This window comes from Gallaecimonas pentaromativorans (genome assembly GCF_003751625.1).
Taxonomy (GTDB): domain Bacteria; phylum Pseudomonadota; class Gammaproteobacteria; order Enterobacterales; family Gallaecimonadaceae; genus Gallaecimonas; species Gallaecimonas pentaromativorans.
In genome coordinates, this window is record NZ_RJUL01000004.1 from 293,293 (window position 1) to 311,873 (window position 18,581).

18 protein-coding genes and 1 tRNA gene are annotated in these 18,581 nt (G+C 58.3%); 12 read left to right on the forward strand and 7 right to left on the reverse strand.

All coding sequences use genetic code 11. The annotated features are described in order from the left end of the window. Positions 1 to 16: 16 nt before the first annotated feature. The 3 genes from uvrC to EDC28_RS09465 form a co-directional block, all read right to left on the reverse strand. Entirely contained in the window at positions 17 to 1,825 is a 1,809-nt protein-coding gene (gene uvrC, locus EDC28_RS09455; RefSeq protein ID WP_123421430.1) for an excinuclease ABC subunit UvrC, read from the reverse strand. 1 nt (position 1,826) lies between these two features. Then, positions 1,827 to 2,471, reverse strand: a complete 645-nt coding sequence (uvrY, locus tag EDC28_RS09460; protein WP_050660061.1) for a UvrY/SirA/GacA family response regulator transcription factor — start codon at positions 2,469 to 2,471, stop codon at positions 1,827 to 1,829. Positions 2,472 to 2,593: 122 nt separating this feature from the next. Beyond that, positions 2,594 to 3,196, reverse strand: coding sequence for a TetR/AcrR family transcriptional regulator (locus tag EDC28_RS09465; RefSeq protein ID WP_123421431.1), 603 nt, complete (start codon positions 3,194 to 3,196; stop codon positions 2,594 to 2,596). Between the two features lie 146 nt (positions 3,197 to 3,342). Between EDC28_RS09465 and EDC28_RS09470 the strand changes: the two genes are divergently transcribed. Next, positions 3,343 to 3,900 carry a carboxymuconolactone decarboxylase family protein gene (locus EDC28_RS09470; protein WP_123421432.1) on the forward strand — a complete coding sequence of 186 codons (558 nt, stop codon included), beginning with the start codon at positions 3,343 to 3,345 and terminating at the stop codon, positions 3,898 to 3,900. A gap of 45 nt (positions 3,901 to 3,945) precedes the next feature. On the opposite strand, the gene moeA is transcribed toward EDC28_RS09470, so the two are convergent. Further along, the gene (gene moeA / locus EDC28_RS09475) at positions 3,946 to 5,166 is read right to left on the reverse strand and encodes a molybdopterin molybdotransferase MoeA (RefSeq protein ID WP_123421433.1); all 1,221 of its coding nucleotides are present in this window, start codon (positions 5,164 to 5,166) and stop codon (positions 3,946 to 3,948) included. Between the two features lie 309 nt (positions 5,167 to 5,475). Here moeA and EDC28_RS09480 point away from each other — a divergent pair, with 309 nt between their 5' ends. The 8 genes from EDC28_RS09480 to fdhD all read left to right on the forward strand — a co-directional run bounded on the left by EDC28_RS09480 (position 5,476) and on the right by fdhD (position 10,654). Further along, a complete protein-coding gene (locus EDC28_RS09480) occupies positions 5,476 to 6,369 on the forward strand; it encodes a LysR family transcriptional regulator (protein WP_123421434.1) in 894 nt (297 codons plus the stop codon). A gap of 267 nt (positions 6,370 to 6,636) precedes the next feature. Then, positions 6,637 to 7,605 carry a GTP 3',8-cyclase MoaA gene (gene moaA / locus EDC28_RS09485; RefSeq protein WP_123421435.1) on the forward strand — a complete coding sequence of 323 codons (969 nt, stop codon included), beginning with the start codon at positions 6,637 to 6,639 and terminating at the stop codon, positions 7,603 to 7,605. Further along, positions 7,606 to 8,154 carry a molybdenum cofactor guanylyltransferase gene (mobA, locus tag EDC28_RS09490; protein WP_123421436.1) on the forward strand — a complete coding sequence of 183 codons (549 nt, stop codon included), beginning with the start codon at positions 7,606 to 7,608 and terminating at the stop codon, positions 8,152 to 8,154. Next, positions 8,151 to 8,654, forward strand: coding sequence for a molybdenum cofactor biosynthesis protein B (gene moaB / locus EDC28_RS09495; protein WP_123421437.1), 504 nt, complete (start codon positions 8,151 to 8,153; stop codon positions 8,652 to 8,654). The genes mobA and moaB overlap by 4 nt, the downstream gene beginning before the upstream one ends. A gap of 1 nt (position 8,655) precedes the next feature. Then, positions 8,656 to 9,144 carry a cyclic pyranopterin monophosphate synthase MoaC gene (moaC, locus tag EDC28_RS09500; RefSeq protein WP_123421438.1) on the forward strand — a complete coding sequence of 163 codons (489 nt, stop codon included), beginning with the start codon at positions 8,656 to 8,658 and terminating at the stop codon, positions 9,142 to 9,144. After that, a complete protein-coding gene (gene moaD, locus EDC28_RS09505; RefSeq protein ID WP_123421439.1) occupies positions 9,137 to 9,382 on the forward strand; it encodes a molybdopterin converting factor subunit 1 in 246 nt (81 codons plus the stop codon). The genes moaC and moaD overlap by 8 nt, the downstream gene beginning before the upstream one ends. Position 9,383: 1 nt before the next feature. Further along, the gene (moaE, locus tag EDC28_RS09510) at positions 9,384 to 9,848 is read left to right on the forward strand and encodes a molybdopterin synthase catalytic subunit MoaE (protein ID WP_123421440.1); all 465 of its coding nucleotides are present in this window, start codon (positions 9,384 to 9,386) and stop codon (positions 9,846 to 9,848) included. After that, the gene (gene fdhD / locus EDC28_RS09515) at positions 9,845 to 10,654 is read left to right on the forward strand and encodes a formate dehydrogenase accessory sulfurtransferase FdhD (protein WP_123421441.1); all 810 of its coding nucleotides are present in this window, start codon (positions 9,845 to 9,847) and stop codon (positions 10,652 to 10,654) included. The genes moaE and fdhD overlap by 4 nt, the downstream gene beginning before the upstream one ends. 66 nt (positions 10,655 to 10,720) lie before the next feature. Here the strand turns inward: fdhD and EDC28_RS09520 are convergent, their stop codons facing one another. Continuing rightward, a complete protein-coding gene (locus tag EDC28_RS09520; RefSeq protein WP_123421442.1) occupies positions 10,721 to 13,048 on the reverse strand; it encodes an FdhF/YdeP family oxidoreductase in 2,328 nt (775 codons plus the stop codon). A 342-nt stretch (positions 13,049 to 13,390) separates the two neighbouring features. On the opposite strand from EDC28_RS09520, the gene mog reads away from it, so the two are divergent. Further along, a complete protein-coding gene (gene mog / locus EDC28_RS09525) occupies positions 13,391 to 13,927 on the forward strand; it encodes a molybdopterin adenylyltransferase (protein ID WP_123421487.1) in 537 nt (178 codons plus the stop codon). 24 nt (positions 13,928 to 13,951) lie between these two features. Here mog and EDC28_RS09530 read toward each other — a convergent pair whose 3' ends face one another. Further along, the gene (locus tag EDC28_RS09530; RefSeq protein WP_123421443.1) at positions 13,952 to 14,707 is read right to left on the reverse strand and encodes a molybdopterin-synthase adenylyltransferase MoeB; all 756 of its coding nucleotides are present in this window, start codon (positions 14,705 to 14,707) and stop codon (positions 13,952 to 13,954) included. A 592-nt stretch (positions 14,708 to 15,299) separates the two neighbouring features. Between EDC28_RS09530 and EDC28_RS09535 the strand changes: the two genes are divergently transcribed. Then, a complete protein-coding gene (locus tag EDC28_RS09535) occupies positions 15,300 to 17,576 on the forward strand; it encodes an FdhF/YdeP family oxidoreductase (RefSeq protein ID WP_123421444.1) in 2,277 nt (758 codons plus the stop codon). Positions 17,577 to 17,642: 66 nt separating this feature from the next. Here EDC28_RS09535 and EDC28_RS09540 read toward each other — a convergent pair. Further along, positions 17,643 to 17,732, reverse strand: a tRNA-Ser gene (locus tag EDC28_RS09540). 183 nt (positions 17,733 to 17,915) lie between these two features. On the opposite strand from EDC28_RS09540, the gene EDC28_RS09545 reads away from it, so the two are divergent. Continuing rightward, entirely contained in the window at positions 17,916 to 18,575 is a 660-nt protein-coding gene (locus tag EDC28_RS09545; RefSeq protein ID WP_123421445.1) for a Bax inhibitor-1/YccA family protein, read from the forward strand. Positions 18,576 to 18,581 lie beyond the last annotated feature (6 nt).

The window sequence follows — 18,581 nt, forward strand, 5'->3', positions numbered from 1 at the left end:
AGTACGGGGAGGCCCTTCAATGGCTGTGCAGTGTAGCATGGATCTTCTCGGCCAATGAACGACTTATACCCGGCACCTTGGCCAGTTCGTCGATGCTGGCCGACCTGACTTGCTGCAATCCACCCAGGAATTTCAGCAGTTGTTGGCGCCGCTTGGGGCCAACCCCTTCGATGTTCTCCAAGGTCGAGGTGCGCCCGGCTTTGGCTCGCTGGCCGCGATGGCCGGTAATGGCAAAGCGGTGCGATTCATCGCGAATGTGCTGCACCAGGTGCAGGGCCGGGCTGTCCGGCGGCAAGGTCAGTTCCTTGCCGCTATAGCCGAAAATAAGCACTTCCTGCCCTGCACGCCTGTCGACCCCTTTGGCAACGCCAATGATCAGCGGCGCCCGCGGCCAGTCTTCAAAATGGGCTTCGGCCTGGGCCAGCTGGCCCTTACCGCCGTCGATAAAGAGGATATCCGGCAAGGTGTCTTCAGGGGATTTAAAGCGCCGGGCCATAGCCTGGGCCATGGCGGCGTAGTCGTCCCCTGGGGTAATGCCCTCGATATTAAAGCGCCGGTAATCGGATTTAAGCGGGCCTTCGGGGCCGAACACCACGTTGGACGCCACGGTATGGGTGCCTTGGGTATGGGAGATATCAAAGCACTCCATCCGCTCGATGGGCGTTTCCAGCCCCAAAAAGCTTTTCAGGGCCTTATAACGTCCGGCAAGGGTACCTTTATGGGCCAGCTGGGCATCAAGGGCGGTTTCGGCGTTTTTGCGGGCCAGCTCTAGGTAGCGGCGGCGCTCACCCCGGACATTGGTTTTAAACTGCACCTTGCGCCCGGCATCTTCGCTCACCGCTGCCGCAATCAGCTCCAGCTCAGGCAATTGGCGGTCCAGCAGCACTTCGCTGGGAACCTGGCGGCCGTGCATGCCGCCCAGGTAGAACTGCTGCAAGAAAGCCTCAAAGGCCTCGATGCTGTCGGTGTCTTTAGGGATCTTGGGAAAATAACTGCGCGAGCCCAGCACTTTGTTGTCCCGCACGATAAGCACCTGTACCGCCAACACCCCTTGGCGCTCGGCAGTGGCGATGATATCCAGCTCCTCGGCGTCGCCGCTTACCCATTGGCGCTCTTGAACGGTGCGCATGGCTTGAATTTGGTCACGAAACCGAGCCGCGTCTTCAAATTTCAGGTCTTTGGAAGCCGCTTCCATATTGGCTACCAAGTCGGCAATCACCTGCTGGTTCTTGCCGCTCAAAAACAATTTGGCAAGTTTCACCTGCTCGGCGTACGCCTCGTCGCTCACATAGCCCGCCACACAAGGGGCGAGACAGCGCTTAAGTTGATATTGCAGACAAGGGCGGGAGCGGTTTCGATAGACGCTGTCGTCGCACTGGCGCACCGGAAACAGCCGCTGCATCAGCTTTAACGACTCGCGCACCGCACCGGCAGAAGGGTAAGGGCCGAAGTAGTCGCCCTTTTCCTTGCGGGCACCCCGGTGCACGCCAAGGCGGGCATGGCGATGACCGGACACCAAAATATAGGGGTAGCTTTTATCGTCCCGCAGCAGCACGTTGTACTTGGGTCTGTGGGCCTTGATCAGATGGTTTTCAAGGATAAGGGCTTCGGTTTCGGTGTTGGTGACCGTCACCTCGATATTGGCAATATTGGCCACCAGCGCCACCGTTTTCGGGCTTTGCTGGGAGCGGATAAAGTAGCTCGATACCCGCTTTTTCAGATCCTTGGCCTTACCCACATAGATAACGGTGCCGTCACTGTCATACATGCGGTAAACACCGGGCTGGCCGGTGAGGTTTTTCAGGAAGGCTTTGACATCAAACATCTCAGAGCTTGCTGGTATCCAGCATCCCGTGGCGAATGGCCAGGTGGGTCAGCTCCACGTCGTTGGTGATATCCAGCTTCTCAAAGAGGCGGTAGCGGTAACTGTTCACCGTTTTGGGGCTCAGGTTCAGCTTCTCGGAGATGTCCTGCACCTTCTCGCCCCGGGTGATCATCATCATGATCTGCAGTTCCCGCTCGGACAGCTGGTTAAAGGGGTTGTCATCCACTCCGCTGAACTGGCGCAGGGCCATCTTCTGGGCGATATCCGGCGCCAGGTAACGCTGGCCAACGCTGACCGCCTTGATGGCTTTGATCATTTCTTCTGGGTTTGCGCCCTTGGTGAGGTAACCGACGGCGCCAGCCTGCATCACTTTTTGCGGAATGGGATCTTCAGTGACCACGGTCAGCACGATGATCTTGGTATCGGGGCAGTAACGGACCAGCTTGCGAGTGGCTTCCAGGCCGCCGATACCGGGCATGTTCATGTCCATCAGCACCACGTCGGGGGCATCCTCGCGGCACAGCTTGATGGCTTCTTCGCCGGTCTGGGCTTCGCCAACCACTTTGAAACCTTTTGTATCTTCGATGATGCGGCGAATACCGGTTCGCACCAGGTCGTGATCATCAACCAACAAAACCTTGATCAAGCAAGCCCCCAACAGGCGATAAATATCTGCATTCCAATCTAAGCAAAGGCCGCCAGCCAAGCAAGTTGTTCCCGGCCATTACCGCGACAAGTGCCCATAAATAAAACAAAAACCGCGATTTATCAGGCCGCGGCTACCCGCATCCCCTCGATTTGAGCGGCAAGGTCCTCGGCAAGGGTCTTTAACAGCTTAGGGTCGTGGCGGCGCTGGGCATAAGAGCGAAGCCCCATAATGGCTACCTGCAAGCGGCTGGCCAGCAGCGCCGGCTCGGCATCATCAGTCAACGGGCCAAGGGCCTTTGCCTCGGCAAAAGCGGCTGCAAAGCGCGCTTCAATATCGGCAAGGCAATGCTCTGCCAAGGCTCTGCTGGCCGCCTCCCCCTCCCCTAGTTCGAGCAAGGATTTGACCAGCATGCAGGCGCAAGACGGCAAACCGGCATCCCCCAAGCAACCCAAGCGGCGCACATGCTCGGCCAGGCCATGTAAAGGGTCGCCGCCCGCTGCTAGGCTCTTTTCAAGCTCGCCAGCGCCAAGCTCGGCGTAGCGCGCCAAGGCTTCCTGGAACAGCCCTTCCTTGCTACCAAAGGTGGCGTAAATGCTGCCGGGGCGCATATCCAGGGTCTTTTCTAGATCTTTCATGGAGGTGGCATAAAAGCCTTTTTGCCAGAACAGTGCCATGGCGTCATCAAGGGCTTGTTGGCGGTTAAAAAGCGTACTTCTTGCCATGGGGTATCAAGGGCCGTTTTTAATCAAAGGGACGTATTTAGGTCAGATGATAAACCAACCTGAGCGATCACTCAAAAATTAACTTGAGTGATCGCTCAAAATGCTTTTAGAGTGGCAGCACACTCACTGCCACCACAGGCTCATCTATGACCGATTTCACCGTCTACACCCTCGACAACGCCCCGGAGCAAAGCAAAGCCCTGTTGCAAAAATCCATCAGCGCCTTTGGCCGCCTACCAAGCCTGCATGCAGTGATGGCCGAGGCCCCAGGGCTCTTGGAGGGTTACCAGCAGCTGCACCAATTGTTTTTAAACAGCAGTTTTGACAACGACGAAAAAACCGTGGTGTGGCAGACCATCAACGTGGAGAACAACTGCCACTATTGTGTGCCGGCCCATACCGCCATTGCCAAAGCCATGGGGGTGAGCGACGAGATAAGTAACGCCCTTCGCGACGAAACCCCGCTGCCCACCGCCAAGCTCGAGGCCCTGCGCACCTTTGCCCTGGCGATGATGCGCCAGCGCGGTTTTGTAGAAGACGAGAAAGTCCAGGCCTTTTTGGACGCCGGCTTTACCCAACGCCAGGTGCTGGAAGTGGTACTGGGCCTCGCCCAGAAGGTGATGAGCAACTATACCAACCATCTGGCCAAGACCCCCATGGACAGCGCTTTTAGCAAGTACGAGTGGCACAAAAAAGGCGCCTGACACAAAAGGCCACCCGAAGGTGGCCTTTTTAGCGCTAAGCGAAACTCAGCTTGCCAGCATGCTGCCAAAAGGGGCAATCACTACCCCTGCCCCGGCTTCCACCGAGCCAGCATCTTTACCCAGCAGGATGTAGCAGTTGGCATAGGCCACTGAGCTCAGCACCCCGGAGTTTTGATTGCCGGTGCTGCGCACCATCAGCCGCCCGTCTTCCTGCCAGAAAAAACCGCGCTGGTAATCGGTCCGGCCAGGCTGCTTTTTCAGTTTATCCACCGTGGTTGCCTGCCAGCCGTGGGCCTCTGCGGCCAGCTCGCCGGTCAGGGCTTTAAGCACCGGTTGCACCAACTGATCGAGAGTGACTGCCGCCGCCACCGGGTTACCCGGCAGGCCGAAGAACCAGCAATCGCCCAGTTTGCCAAAAGCAAAGGGTTTACCGGGTTTGATGGCCACCTTCCAAAAGCCAATCTCCCCCATTTTCTCGAGGATCTGGCGGGTATGATCGGCACTACCCACCGACATGCCGGCGCTGGTCACCAGCACATCGGCCTCGGCCACGGCGCGTTTGATGGCCGCTTCAATTTGCAAAGGGTTATCCGCCACCAGGCCTAGGTCCAGCACATCGGCGCCAAAGCGCTCGAGCATGGCCTTGATGAGAAAGCGGTTGGAATCATAAAGCTGGCCTTCAGCCAGGGGCTGGCCCGGCAGGCGCAGCTCGTCACCGGTGGAAATCACAGCGACTTTCAAACGCTTGTGTACCTTAAGCTGGCCCTGGCCAAGGGAAGCCAAGAGGCCAATATCCGCCGGCTGCAGGCGGTGGCCGGTTTTTAGAATGGTGCTGCCTTCTTGGATGTCTTCACCCTTCAAGCGCACGTTATCTCCCTGGCGCGGGGCGGCGCTGAAGCGGACGTTATTGCCATCGACCAGGGCCAGCTCCTGCATCACCACCGTGTCGGCCCCTTGGGGGATCACGGCGCCGGTCATAATGCGCACACAGCCACCTTGGGGCAGCTCGCCACTATAAGGGTGGCCAGCCAGGGCTTCGCCACACAAGGTAAGAGCGGCACCTTCGGTAAGGTCGGTAAAACGCAAGGCGTAACCGTCCATGGCCGAGTTATCGAAACCGGGCACGGAGAATCCGGCTACCACATCCCCTGCCAGCACCCTTCCTAAAGCCTTATCAAGGGCCACCGATTCGGTTTGGCTGGAAGGTTCGACGCGGCTTAGCATCTGGCTCAGGGCATCAGTAACGGGAAGCAGTGGGTTATTCATCTTTTGCCTCATGAAGTGGGCCAGGCAGGCTTAATCGCCCTTACACTTTTTATGTAAATCATTTACACACTCACAGCAGATTTCTCGCCACATCTTCTTGATAAAGAATAAAAAAGACACAACAAGAAGACACTTGTTCGCAATTAGACCTGCCGGAATGCATATGCCAATGGCCGAAGAATAACACTGGCGGGCGGGCTAAAGGCAAGCTGGGAACAGGTCGGGCCGGGGCCAACGCGGGTTCAAGTTTCTGTATTCTCTTAAGGTATTACCGCACAATAACAACAGCAGAGTTACCCCGGTCTATCTATGGATATCAAACAGCTTAAATTTCTGATCGCCCTCGATCAGACCCGCCATTTTGGCAAGGCAGCAGAGCTGTGCCACGTTACCCAACCTACCCTTTCCACCCGTATCAGCGGCCTGGAAGACGAGCTTGATCTCACCCTGGTGCGCCGTGGCCACCGCTTTGAAGGTTTCACCGAGGCTGGCGAGCGCATTTTGGCCTGGGCTAAAACCTTGCTGGCGGCCCACGACGGCTTGCAAGCCGAGGCGGCCAATTTTCGCGGCCAGTTGGTGGGTAACCTGCGTATCGGCATGGTGCCGCTATCAAGCTTTGACCCCATGTTGCTGTTAAAGCCGCTCTCCGAGCGTTACCCGGAGCTGAGCTTTCAGCTCTCGGCGCTAAGCTCGGAGCAAATTATCGACGGCCTTAGCCGTAACCATCTGGATTTAGGGCTGTGCTATCTCGAGCACATCAATCTTGAACAGTTCGAGGTGCTGGAGCTGGCTCAAACCAGCATGGGCTTGCTGTTTGACAGCCGCTATTTTCAGTTCACCCAAGAGGCGCTTTCCTGGCAAGAGGCCTGCGAAGTACCTCTTGGCATGTTGTCCAAGACCATGCATTTTCGCCAATCCATTACCGCCAGGCTCAGAAGCGAAGGCTTGGACCCACAGCCGGTGATGGAAAGCGACTCCACATTTCACTTGGTGCAGGCGGTCAGAGCCGGGATCTGCTGTGCCATCATGCCCCAGCACATCGGCCTTGAAAGCCTAAGCGGCGACATGCGCATGTTGCCCATTGCCAACGCCCACACCAAGGCACCTATCGGGCTGCTGCGCCGCCTGGGTGAACCCAGCTCGGCCCTTGCCGAAAAGTGCTTTGAAGAGGCTCGCGTCCTTTTCGGCGGCCAGACCAGCTAAGCGCCTTGGCACCGGCCTGTTAAGCTTGAAAGAACAAGGCGCTCCGGCCGGTCAATAGACAGCCCTTATTGGCGAGTTACGGATTTCAATTGGACCGCACCGGCCACGGCCGGTACCCTTTGCAATCAGATGCCAGCCAGCTAGGCAACGCATTGTTTCGTAGCCGGTTCCCCATGGATGCAGGGCCAAATGTTACAGTGAGTTAAGGTTGATTGCCGGTGAGGTCGATACTGGCCAACCTGCCCGCCCGGACAGTTGTGAGGACACATGCTGCAAGACAAATTTGGTCGCCGTTTTCACTACCTGCGGTTGTCCATTACCGACGTATGCAATTTTCGCTGTAGCTATTGCCTTCCCGACGGCTATCAGTGCGATAGCCCGCGCGATTTTCTCGAGCTCGATGAGATAACCACCGTGGTCAAGGCCTTTGCCGGCCTCGGTACCTCCAAGATCCGCATCACCGGCGGCGAGCCGTCGCTGAGAAAGGACTTGCCGGAGATAATCAAAACCTGCGCCGGGACCGAGGGCATTAAAGAGGTGGCCGTTACCACCAATGGCTACAAGCTACCCCAGATGATTGATGCCTGGGCCGAGGCGGGGCTGACCAACCTTAACGTCAGCATCGACAGCCTCGACCCACGCCAGTTCAAGGCCATTACCGGCCATGACAAGCTGCAAACCATACTGCAAGGGGTCGACCGGGCACTGGCCCTTGGGCTGAAGGTCAAAATCAACAGCGTTCTGCTCAAACCCTATTCCGAGGCGCTGCTGGGCACTGCCCTTGACTGGCTCAAAGAGGTGCCGGTGTCCCTGCGCCTTATCGAGCTGATGCAAACCGGCGACAACCACGACTTTTTCAACGCCAACCATGTTAGCGGCCTGCCTATTAAAGAGCAGCTCTTGGCCCTTGGCTGGCAGCAAGCCGAGCGCAAGGTAACCGCAGGCCCGGCCCAGGAATTTAGTCACCCCGACTACGCCGGGCGCATCGGGCTTATCATGCCTTACAGCAAGGATTTTTGTTCCAGCTGTAACCGGCTGCGGGTATCTGCCACCGGTAACCTGCACCTGTGCCTCTTTGCCGAGCAAGGACTGCCGCTGCGCCCCTTGCTAAAAGAAGGGGACGTAGCCGCCCTGCAAGCACGGCTCCAATCCCTGATGGGTAAAAAGGAAGCCACCCACTGGCTGCACGAAGGCTTTACCGGGGCCACCAAACAACTGGCCATGCTGGGTGGTTAAATGCTGTACGGATTGGTGTTGGCCGGCGGGCAATCAAGCCGCATGGGGCAAGACAAGGCCCAGCTGCAATTTGACGGGCAATCGCTGTTAGAACGTGCCAAAGCCCTGCTTGGCGCCAGTGGCTGCCAAGAGGTACTGGTCAGCCGTAACCAGAGCGGTTTTATCCAGGATATCGTTGTCAACGCCGGGCCACTTGGGGGCATTCATGCCGCCTTGGCACAGACCCCCAATGGCGTGGCGCTGCTGGTGCTGCCGGTGGATATGCCCTTTATGGACGCGCCCCGATTACAAGCCCTGGTTGACGCCGGCAAAGCCCATGGTCGCCCCAGTTATTTTGACGACTGCTTCTTGCCCCTCTATTTACCCGTCAGCCAGGCTGCCAAAGATTTTCTCGGCGATTTACTGGCCAACGAGGGCCAAGGCCGGGTGCGCCGCCTGCTCGACCACCTCGATGCCATCGCCCTACCCTGCCCACCGGCGCCGCTGCTGCAAAACCTCAACACCCCGGCCGATTGGCAACAAGCCACCAGGAGTGAAACCCTCTCATGAGCCATGAACCTTTGAATATCGCCGTACTTACCCTGTCAGACCGCCGCACCCTGGCCGAAGACAGCTCCGGCCAATACCTGGCAGAGACCTTGGTCAGTGCCGGTCATCGCCTTGGCGACCGCCAGCTCATTGCCAGCGACCGTTACCAACTGCGCGCCCTGGTCAGCCAGTGGATAGCCGATGCCGCCATCCAGGTGGTGCTGATTAACGGTGGCACCGGTTTTCACCCCCGCGACTGCGCCCCCGACGCCCTCAAGCCGCTGTTTGACCGGCCGGTAGAGGGCTTTGGCGAGCTGTTCCGGCACTTGTCTTTTAACGAAATTGGCACTTCGTCACTGCAATCCAACGCTTTTGCCGGCCTTGCCAACGACACCCTGATTTTTTGCATGCCAGGCTCCACCAATGCTTGCCGCACCGCCTGGGAGCAGCTTATCGGGCCGCAGCTCAGTATCGACACCAAGCCGTGCAACTTCGTGACCAAAGTCAGCAAGAGCAACTGAAATGAGCACCCTTAGCCACGTTAACGCCCAGGGTGAAGCCTCCATGGTGGACGTGACCGAAAAAGCGGTCACCCAGCGCCAGGCCAGAGCCCAGGGCTTTATCACCATGAAGGCCGAAACCCTGGCCCTTATCAGCGACGGCCAAATGCCCAAGGGCGACGTACTGGCAGTTGCCCGTATCGCCGGCATTCAGGCCGCTAAGCAATGCGCGAACCTCATTCCCCTGTGCCACCCGCTGATGCTGAGCAAAGTGGCGGTGGATTTTGAGATTGACCACGCCAACCGGCGCATCGCCATTACCAGCCTTTGCAAACTGGCCGGGCAAACCGGGGTGGAAATGGAAGCGCTGACCGCCGTGTCGGTAGCGGCGCTGACCCTCTTTGACATGTGTAAAGCGGTAGATCCCGGCATGCAGATTGACGGCATCCGCGTGCTGGAAAAGCAAGGCGGTAAAACCGGCCACTGGCAGAGCGAGGCCGCCGATGATTAACGTGCTGTTTTTTGGCCAGCTGCGCGAGCAACTGGGCCAGGAGCAATTAACCCTTAACGAAGTGCCGCCAACCGTTGCCGCCCTTCGTGAGTATCTGGCCCGCGAATTTGCCGATAAAGCCAGCCAGTTGGTAGCCGGTAAGGCGCTGGTGGCGGTTAACCAGACCATGAGCGACGAGCAGGCCCCCCTGGCGGCCGGCGACGAAGTGGCGCTGTTTCCGCCGGTGACCGGAGGCTAAGATGCAAGACCATATCGGGGTGCAAACCGAGGATTTCAGCCTGGCCGAACAGTACGCTCTGCTCTGCCAGCAAAACCGCCAAGACGGCGCCGTGGTCACTTTTGTCGGCCTGGTGCGCGACATGAACCAGGGCAACCAGGTAACCGGCCTGACCCTCGAGCACTACCCGGCCATGACCAACAAGGTGCTGGCCGATATCGTGGTACAAGCCCGCGCGCGCTGGCCCCTTGGGCGGGTGCGGCTTGTCCACCGGGTTGGCCCCCTCGATTTGGGCGATCAAATCGTGTTTGTTGGGGTCAGCGCCGGCCACCGAGGCGACGCCTTTGCCGCCTGCGAGTTCATCATGGATTTTTTAAAGACCCAGGCGCCCTTTTGGAAAAAGGAGCGCAGCACCCAGGGCGAGTACTGGGTTGAAGCCCGTCAGCAAGACCAGCACAAGGCCGGCCGCTGGGGTGACAAGTCATGATCCTGCCTGACGCCGACGGCTTCAACGCCGCCCCTGAAGCGGCCAGCGAGTTTGAATTTGCCGAACTCGACGGCACCAAAGGTCACTTCCCGCTGGCCAGCGAAACCGCCCTTGCCATCAGCTACAACGGTATCAACCAGGCGGTGATGATGGTCTCCCCCGGTAACCTCGAAGATTTCGTGTTGGGCTTTAGCCTGACCAACGAGATAGTCGAGTCGCCGGCCGATATCTACGACATTCAGCTAAGCGCCGGTGAGGAATCCCACAGCGCCGAGGTGGAAATTGCCAGCCGCAATTTCTGGGAGCTGAAAAAAAGTCGCCGCCTGATGGCCGGCACCACCGGCTGCGGCATTTGCGGCGTTGAGGCCATAGAGCAGGCCCTGCCGGAGCTGATTGCCCTTACCCCGGCGCCGCTGCCGCCCGCCGCGCTTTTTGACAACCTGCGTCAGCGCATCAGTGAGGCGCAAGAAGTGGCCCGCGCCAGTGGCGCCCTGCACGCCGCCCTTTATGTGGACGCCAAGGGCGAAATCTTGCTGTGCCGCGAAGATATTGGCCGCCACAACGCCCTGGATAAACTGATTGGCGCGCTCTTTAACCATCACATCGATGCCGCCAGCGGCTTTGTGGTGATGACCAGCCGCTGCAGCCTCGAGCTTATCCACAAGGCGGTGCGCGCCAAAATTGCCACCCTGGTTACCCTCTCGGCCCCCACCGCCCTTACCGTGAACTGGGCCAGGCGTTATCGGTTAAACCTTATTCATGTGCCGCATCGAAGCGCCCCCAGGGTGTACAGCCCCGCCCCGTGATGGCCAGCGCCAAAAACCCATAAAAAAAGCCACCTCAGCGAGGTGGCTTTTTTGCATCCTGGCGCCTTAGTTGACGGCGGCGCTGGCGATAAGGTTATCGGCCTTGGCCTTTTCCAACTTGATGGCAATGAACTTGGAGGTGGGCGTGAAGGTACGGTCGCCGTAGCTCTCCAGGGGCACCAGCGGGTTGGTCTCGGGGTAGTAAGCCGCCGCCTGACCTTCCGGGATATCGTATGCCACCAGGGTAAAGCCACTGACACGGCGCTCACGGCCGTCGTCCCACAAGGACACCATGTCAACCTTGTCACCAGGGGCAAAGCCTAAGCGGCGGATCTCCGCTTCGTTGATAAACACCACTTCACGCATGCCAAACACGCCGCGGTAGCGGTCGTCCAGGCCGTAGAGGGTAGTGTTGTACTGATCGTGCGAACGCATGGTTTGCAGGATAAGGTCGGGCTTGTCGCCACGGGCCAGCACACCGGCGTTGATCAGCTCTTCAGGCAGGGCATTGGCGTTGAACTGGGCCTTACCGCTGTCGGTGTTCCAGTTACGCTCGGCCGCGCTGTTACCCAGGTGGAAACCGCCGGGGTTTTTGAGCTTTTCGTTGAAATTGGTAAAACCGGGGATCACATCGGCGATCAGGTCGCGAATGCGGCTGTAATCGGCGATGAGATGGTCCCAGTCCACCGGGTGGTTGCCAAGGGTGGCCTTGGCGATACCGGCGATAATGGCAGGCTCGGAGCGCAGCAGCTCGGAGCTTGGGCGCAGTTGGCCAAAAGAGATGTGCACCATGGAGAAGGTGTCTTCTACGGTGATGCCCTGCTGGCCTTCGGCCTGCATGTCAATCTCGGTACGACCCAGGCACGGCAGGATAAGCGCGTCTTTGCCGGTTACCAGGTGCGAGCGATTGAGCTTGGTGGCGATGTGCACGGTGAGGTCACAGTTGCGCAAGGCTTGGTGGGTACGGGGGGTATCAGGGGTTGCCTGGGCAAAGTTACCGCCCAGACCGATAAACACCTTGGCACGGCCTTCTTCCATGGCCTGGATGGCTTGCACGGTGTTGTGGCCGGGCAGGCGCGGGGCCTTGAAATTAAAGCGTTTTTCAACGGCGTCGATAAGCCAGGCCGGGGCTTTTTCATCGATACCCATGGTGCGGTCACCCTGCACGTTGCTGTGGCCACGGACCGGTGACAAACCGGCGCCAGGCTTGCCGACGTTGCCGCGCAGCAATTGCAGGTTGGCAATTTCCTGCACGGTAGGCACGGAGTGGCGATGCTGGGTAATACCCATGGCCCAGCACATGATCACGCGCTCGGCCTGGCGATAAAGGGTGGCCGCCTGCTCAATCTCGGCTTTGCTAAGCCCTGATTGCTCAACGATTTTGTCCCAAGAGGTGGCGTCAACTTCTGCCAGGTAGGCATCCATACCGGTGGTATGGGCCTTGATGAACTCATGGTCGAATATCGCCGGTTCGCCTTTTTCCTGGGCTTCGCGTTCCCATTGCAGCAGGAACTTGGCCATGCCGCGAATGGCAGCCATGTCGCCACCGAGCGCTGGGCGGAAATACGAGGTATTGGTGGGCTCAGAGCCGTTGCTGAGCATCTCCAGCGGGTTCTGGGGGTTTTGGAAGCGCTCCAGGCCACGCTCTTTGAGCGGGTTGAAACACACCACCCGAGCGCCGCGCTCAACCGCTTTTCGCAGCGGCTCAAGCATACGGGGGTGGTTGGTGCCGGGGTTTTGGCCAATCACGAAAATGGCGTCGGCCTTTTCCAGATCGTTAAACACCACGGTGCCTTTACCCACGCCCACCGCGCCTTTCATGCCCACACCGCTGGCCTCGTGGCACATATTGGAGCAATCGGGGAAGTTGTTGGTACCAAAGGCACGCACAAAGAGCTGATAAAGGAAGGCGGCTTCGTTGCTGGCCCGGCCGGAGGTGTAGAACTCGGCCTGGTCAGGAGAAGAAAGGCCGTTGAGATGACGGGCCACCAGGGCAAAGGCGTCGTCCCAGCTGATGGCTTCGTAATGATCGCTCTCGGCGTTATAACGCATCGGGTGGGTCAGGCGGCCCTGGTATTCGAGCCAGTAGTCGCTTTGGCGAGCCAGCTGCGACAGGCTGTGCTGGGCAAAAAATTCCGGGGTAACGTAGCGGCCGGTCGATTCCCAGTTAACGGCCTTGGCGCCGTTTTCACAGAATTTGACCATGCCGTTTTCCGGGGATTCACCCCAGGCGCAACCAGGGCAGTCAAAACCGTTGTTCTGGTTGGTTTTGAGCATGGCGCGCAGGTTCTTGAGAGGCTTTTCGCTCCCGAGCCAGCTCTTGGTTACGCTTTTAAGGGCGCCCCAACCTGCGGCAGGCCCGTTGTAATCTCTGATATTGCCTTTATCACTCATTGAAGCCTCCACGGCGCATCAAACCAATAGTGAGAGCATTGATCTGAGAATCAAATACTTGGACTTTCTCATATAGTGAAAGCGCGGTAACCCGGTGTAAACCTAGACCTTAGTATCCCGTTCTCGAGCAGCCCTCACCCAGCTTCCCACAGAAGCCCAGGATGGCACCGATAAATATTCGGACCGTAAAATCTATAGGGCCCCATAAGGGACGTCTAATTGAAATAAGCTAAGCGACCATAGGCTGGCTCAATGAAAGCGCGGCGGTTGCCGGTCTGGCGCCTTTTCTTTACCCTTTGGCCCATCATCAATGGCAGCAAGCCGTTACCACAGGACAGTTTAATGACCAGCAAAGCCCGTATCGGCATTGTCACCGTCAGCGATCGCGCCAGCGCCGGCGTGTATGAAGACATCTCCGGCAAGGCCATCGTCGAGACCCTTAACGATTATTTGACCAGCGACTGGGCGCCCGAGTACCTGGTTATTCCCGACGAGCAGCCGCTCATTGAGCAAAGCCTCAAGACCCTCGCTGACGAAAAAGGCTGCTGCCTTATCGTCACCACCGGCGGCACCGGCCCTGCCAAGCGCGACGTGACCCCCGAAGCCACCGAAGCGGTGTGCGACAGGATGATGCCCGGTTTTGGCGAGCTGATGCGCAACGAATCCCTCAAATACGTGCCCACCGCTATTCTCTCGCGCCAAACCGCCGGGCTTCGCGGCAGCTGCCTTATCATCAACCTGCCCGGCAAGCCCAAGGCCATTCGCCAGTGCCTGGACGCGGTGTTCCCGGCAGTGCCCTATTGCATCGACTTGATGGAAGGGCCGTTCTTGGAATGCAACGAAGACATCATCAAGCCGTTTCGGCCACGAAACGCATAAAAAACGGCGCCCAGGCGCCGTTTTTTATTTCCCTGCGCACACCGGGCACTGGGGATCTTTTTGCAGTTTGAACTGGCGCCACTCGCTGGTGGCCGCGTCAAAAAGCTGCAATCGCCCATAAAGGGGTTTGCCTATCCCGGCCAATATCTTGATGGCTTCCAGGGCTTGCAAGGTGCCCACCATACCTACCACTGGGCTTAACACCCCCGCTTCCATGCAGCTCAGCTGCTGCTCGCCAAAAAGCCGGCTCAAGCACTGGTAACAAGGGTTGTCCCCGGCCATGGCAAAGCTGCTTACCTGGCCTTCAAGGCGAATGGCAGAGCCCGACACCAGCGGCACCTTGGCGGTAAAACAGGCCTGGTTGATGGCGTTGCGGGTCGCAAGGTTATCGCAGCAATCCACCACCAGAGAATATTGGGGGATAAGGGCCGCAAGGGCATCGCCGTCTAGCCGCGCCTTAATCACCTCAATAGTCACATCGCTGTTCAGGGCCTTGAGGCTGGCAGCGGCCTGCTCGGCCTTGCTTTTACCCAGGTCGGCTTCGCGATACAGGATTTGGCGCTGCAGGTTGCTGATATCGACGGTGTCGTCGTCTACCAGGGTCAATGCGCCCACACCGCTTGCCACCAAGTAGGGCGCCACGGCGCAGCCAAGACCGCCCATGCCCACCACCAGCACCCGGCTTTCCAGGAGTTTTTCCTGGCTGTCAAAGTCCATGGCCGGCAGCATTAAATGCCTGCTGTAGCGCTTTACCTGATCTTTAGTCAGCTCTTTGCTCATGGGCTTTCTCCTCGGACGGTGCAACGGGGCCAGATTGTGCGCCGGGGCGGTTTTAAGCTCAAGACACAATAATGCCGGCCGCATTTTCCTGGGCTCGATGGCGCCGCGCTGTAAAGCATCGTCAGCTAGGCCTTTTTTGCCTTGATGCCTTAGCTAAAAAGGCATCAAGGCCCCTTGGGACGGCGATAATAACGCGCCTAGCGCTGCACTAAAACAGGACTAGGCAAGCGCCCTTGGCAGCCCCATTTGCCAGCGGTGCTTAAGGTCGTTCACCAGTTGCAGCTTGGTGGACGGTCTTTAAGGCCTTTTACGACAATGGCTTGGATTTACCGCCAACCAAGATGGCGCGCCGCCGCGCCAGCCTTGGCTTAGCGCCCAGCATTGACGAAAAAGCAACCAGCGCCATGGCTGTTTTTCGCTACCTTGACAGCCCCTGCCCCCCTGCCTAGCTTGACCTTTAAAGGAGACACCAAACGGGCAAGAAGCCAGGGAGTATTGGCGCACCATCCACGGGGCTGCGCCTTGCCTTCACCTTCGCGTCTGAGCCCTCGGCCAAAGGCCAGGGACTTGCCGCATTCTGTAAGGAACCATCATGGCCAACAAACGCAAGGTACCTGGAGTTCGCAATTACAATGGCCCCGCCGGCGGCTGGGGGGCGCTCAAAGCCACCGCCACCGCGGTGCGAGAGCAGATGGATACCTTCAAGGCGCCTATGGCCCTGCTCCGCACCAACCAGCCCGATGGCTTTGACTGCCCGGGTTGTGCCTGGCCAGACAAAGAACACAAATCTACCTTCCAGTTTTGCGAAAACGGCGCCAAGGCGGTGACCTGGGAGGCCACCAACAAGCGGGTCACTCCGGAGTTTTTTGCCGGTCACCCGGTCAGCACCTTGTTGCAGCGCAGCGATTACGAGCTTGAAGACTTGGGCCGTCTCACCCACCCCATGCGTTACGACAGCGCCAGCGACACCTACCAGCCGGTCTCCTGGGACGACGCATTTGCCCGCATCGGCGAGATCTTGCGTTCGTTAGATCCAGACGCGGTGGAGTTTTACACCTCAGGGCGCGCCAGCAACGAAGCGGCCTATTTGTTTCAGCTGTTCGCCCGCGAGTTTGGCACCAACAACTTCCCCGACTGCTCCAACATGTGCCACGAGCCCACCAGTGTCGGCCTGCCCCGCTCTATCGGCATCGGTAAAGGCACGGTATCCCTGGACGACTTTGACCACTGTGAGATGATCATCGCCATGGGCCACAACCCCGGCACCAACCACCCGAGGATGATGGGGGTGCTGCACGAAGCCTCGCGGCGCGGAGTGCCCATTGTGGTATTCAATCCCCTTCGTGAGCGGGCCCTGGAGCGTTTTGCCGACCCGCAAAACATGCTGGAAATGGCCACCTACCGCTCAACTCCCATTGCCTCATCCTACTTTCAGGTCAAAGCCGGCGGTGACGCCGCCGCCCTCAAAGGCATCATGAAGTCTTTGCTGGAGATGCAAGAGGCCTGCGGCGATATCCTCGACAACGACTTTATCGCCGAGCACACCAACGGCTTTGAGGCCCTGGCAGCCGACTTGGCGGCAACCCAATGGCAGGACATTGTTCGCGAAAGCGGCATCAGCCAGGGGGATTTGGAAGCGGTAGCCGCCGCATACGCTAAATCAAACGCCACCATCATTACCTACGGCATGGGCATTACCCAGCACAACGAGGGCACCGCCAATGTGCGCCTTATCTGCGATCTGTTGTTGCTAAAAGGCAATATGGGCAAGGAAGGGGCCGGGATCTGCCCACTGCGGGGCCACTCCAACGTGCAGGGCAACCGCACCGTTGGCATTACCGAGAAACCCTCGGCCGATTTTTTGGGCAAACTTAAAGACGTGCTGGGTTTTACCCCGCCCACCAAGCACGGCCACGATGCAGTGCGGGCCATGCAAGCCATGGTGGCGGGCGATGCCAAGGCGCTTATTTGCCTGGGCGGTAACTTTGCTGTGGCACTGCCCGACCCCGGCCAGTGCTTTGCCGCCATGGGCAAGCTCGACCTTAGCGTACATATTGGCACCAAGCTCAACCGCAGCCATCTTCTGGTGGGTAAAGAAACCTTCCTGTTCCCCTGTCTTGGCCGTACCGAGCAGGACATCCAAGCCATGGGCCCTCAGGCGATAACGGTGGAAGACTCCATGTCCATGGTGCATGCCTCCATGGGTAAGCTCAAACCGGCCTCCGGGGAGCTTCGCTCCGAACCCGCCATCGTGGCAGGCATGGCCAATGCCACTATGCCCGCCAGCAAGGTTGCCTGGACAAAGCTCATTGCCGATTACGGGCAAATTCGCGAGCTGATCGCCAAAACCATCCCCGGTTTTGAGGATTTCAATGCCCGCATCGCCAAGCCTGGCGGCTTTCGCCTGCCTCTGCCCCCTACTGAACGCAAGTGGACAACCCCATCAGGCAAGGCCGAGTTTTATGTATTCCCGGGGCTTCATGAAGACAAACAAGTGCACAGCGACGACATGCTGCGGCTTATCACCATTCGCAGCCATGACCAGTACAACACCACCATCTACGCCATGGATGACCGCTACCGCGGGGTGTTTTGGCGCCGCGACGTGCTGTTTATGAACCCGGCAGATATGGAAGCCAGAGGCCTTGCCCATGGCGACAAGGTGGACATCGAAACCCTGACTCCGGGGCGCAAGCTGCGCTATGAAAAGCTCACCGCCATCGAGTTCAACATCGCCCCCGGATCGGTCGCCGCCTACTATCCTGAGGCCAACCGCTTGGTGCCCCTTGATTACATGGACCAAGACAGCGGCACCCCGTCGTACAAATCGGTGCCGGTCAAGGTGCTCAGCTCGGAAACCAGCCAGTAAAATTCGGGCAATAAAAAAGGGCCCAGCGTTAGCTGGACCCTCGAAAAACGTTGTTTTTCATCAATTTGGCGGAAGGTTAGGGATTTGAACCCTAGATGGGCGTTAACCCATGCCGGTTTTCAAGACCGGTGCATTCAACCGCTCTGCCAACCTTCCAATATCAGCAACAAAGCGGCTTCGTTGCTGACGGCGAGCACTATAGCCAGATGCCCGGGTGCTGTAAAGAGGCCTTTGAATTGTTTGCCTAAATCACAACCAAAACCGTATAAACCAAGCCGTTGAACTTTGTTAAGATGGCAGGGTTCAAAAGAGTAAGTGTTTCTTCTAAGGAGCTTTCTGATGCAGCAATATCAGGTTCATACACAAACAGCCGCCCGGGCGCTCAGCACCAACAAGGTGCTGCGCAACACCTACTGGCTGCTGGGCATGACGCTGGCGTTCAGCGCCGCCATGGCCTTTGTATCCATGAGCATGGGGCTGCCCTATCCGGGAGCCCTCATTACCATAGTGGGCTTTTATGGCCTGCTGTTTTTAACCGCGAAAACCAGCAATTCAGGCTGGGGTATCCTCTCGGTGTTCGCCCTGACCGGTTTTATGGGCTACACCCTGGGGCCCATCCTTAACCTGTACCTGGGCGCCGGCATGGGCGATATCGTGTTCCTGGCCCTGGGGGGCACGGCCACCATCTTCTTTGCCTTGTCAGCCTATGTGCTGGTGTCCGGTAAGGACATGTCGTTTATGGCGGGGATGCTGCAGGCCGGGTTCTGGGTGCTGCTGCTGATGGTGGTAGCCGGGTTCTTCGTGCACGCCCCGGTGTTCCACCTGGTGCTCTCTGGCCTGTTCGTGTTCTTCTCCAGCGGCATCATTTTGTTCCAGACCAGCCAGATCATTCATGGCGGTGAGCGCAACTACATCATGGCCACCGTGACCCTGTTCGTCAGCCTCTACAACATCTTTGTGAGTCTGCTGAACATTCTGGGTATCATGAACGACGACTAACATTGG

Coding starts and splice junctions, on each gene's coding strand:
- uvrC (WP_123421430.1), bottom strand. CDS start 1,825: ATGTTTGATGTCAAAGCCTTCCTGAAAAACCTCACCGGCCAGCCCGGT.
- EDC28_RS09465 (WP_123421431.1), bottom strand. CDS start 3,196: ATGGCAAGAAGTACGCTTTTTAACCGCCAACAAGCCCTTGATGACGCC.
- EDC28_RS09470 (WP_123421432.1), top strand. CDS start 3,343: ATGACCGATTTCACCGTCTACACCCTCGACAACGCCCCGGAGCAAAGC.
- moeA (WP_123421433.1), bottom strand. CDS start 5,166: ATGAATAACCCACTGCTTCCCGTTACTGATGCCCTGAGCCAGATGCTA.
- EDC28_RS09480 (WP_123421434.1), top strand. CDS start 5,476: ATGGATATCAAACAGCTTAAATTTCTGATCGCCCTCGATCAGACCCGC.
- moaA (WP_123421435.1), top strand. CDS start 6,637: ATGCTGCAAGACAAATTTGGTCGCCGTTTTCACTACCTGCGGTTGTCC.
- mobA (WP_123421436.1), top strand. CDS start 7,606: ATGCTGTACGGATTGGTGTTGGCCGGCGGGCAATCAAGCCGCATGGGG.
- moaB (WP_123421437.1), top strand. CDS start 8,151: ATGAGCCATGAACCTTTGAATATCGCCGTACTTACCCTGTCAGACCGC.
- moaC (WP_123421438.1), top strand. CDS start 8,656: ATGAGCACCCTTAGCCACGTTAACGCCCAGGGTGAAGCCTCCATGGTG.
- moaD (WP_123421439.1), top strand. CDS start 9,137: ATGATTAACGTGCTGTTTTTTGGCCAGCTGCGCGAGCAACTGGGCCAG.
- moaE (WP_123421440.1), top strand. CDS start 9,384: ATGCAAGACCATATCGGGGTGCAAACCGAGGATTTCAGCCTGGCCGAA.
- fdhD (WP_123421441.1), top strand. CDS start 9,845: ATGATCCTGCCTGACGCCGACGGCTTCAACGCCGCCCCTGAAGCGGCC.
- EDC28_RS09520 (WP_123421442.1), bottom strand. CDS start 13,048: ATGAGTGATAAAGGCAATATCAGAGATTACAACGGGCCTGCCGCAGGT.
- mog (WP_123421487.1), top strand. CDS start 13,391: ATGACCAGCAAAGCCCGTATCGGCATTGTCACCGTCAGCGATCGCGCC.
- EDC28_RS09530 (WP_123421443.1), bottom strand. CDS start 14,707: ATGAGCAAAGAGCTGACTAAAGATCAGGTAAAGCGCTACAGCAGGCAT.
- EDC28_RS09535 (WP_123421444.1), top strand. CDS start 15,300: ATGGCCAACAAACGCAAGGTACCTGGAGTTCGCAATTACAATGGCCCC.
- EDC28_RS09545 (WP_123421445.1), top strand. CDS start 17,916: ATGCAGCAATATCAGGTTCATACACAAACAGCCGCCCGGGCGCTCAGC.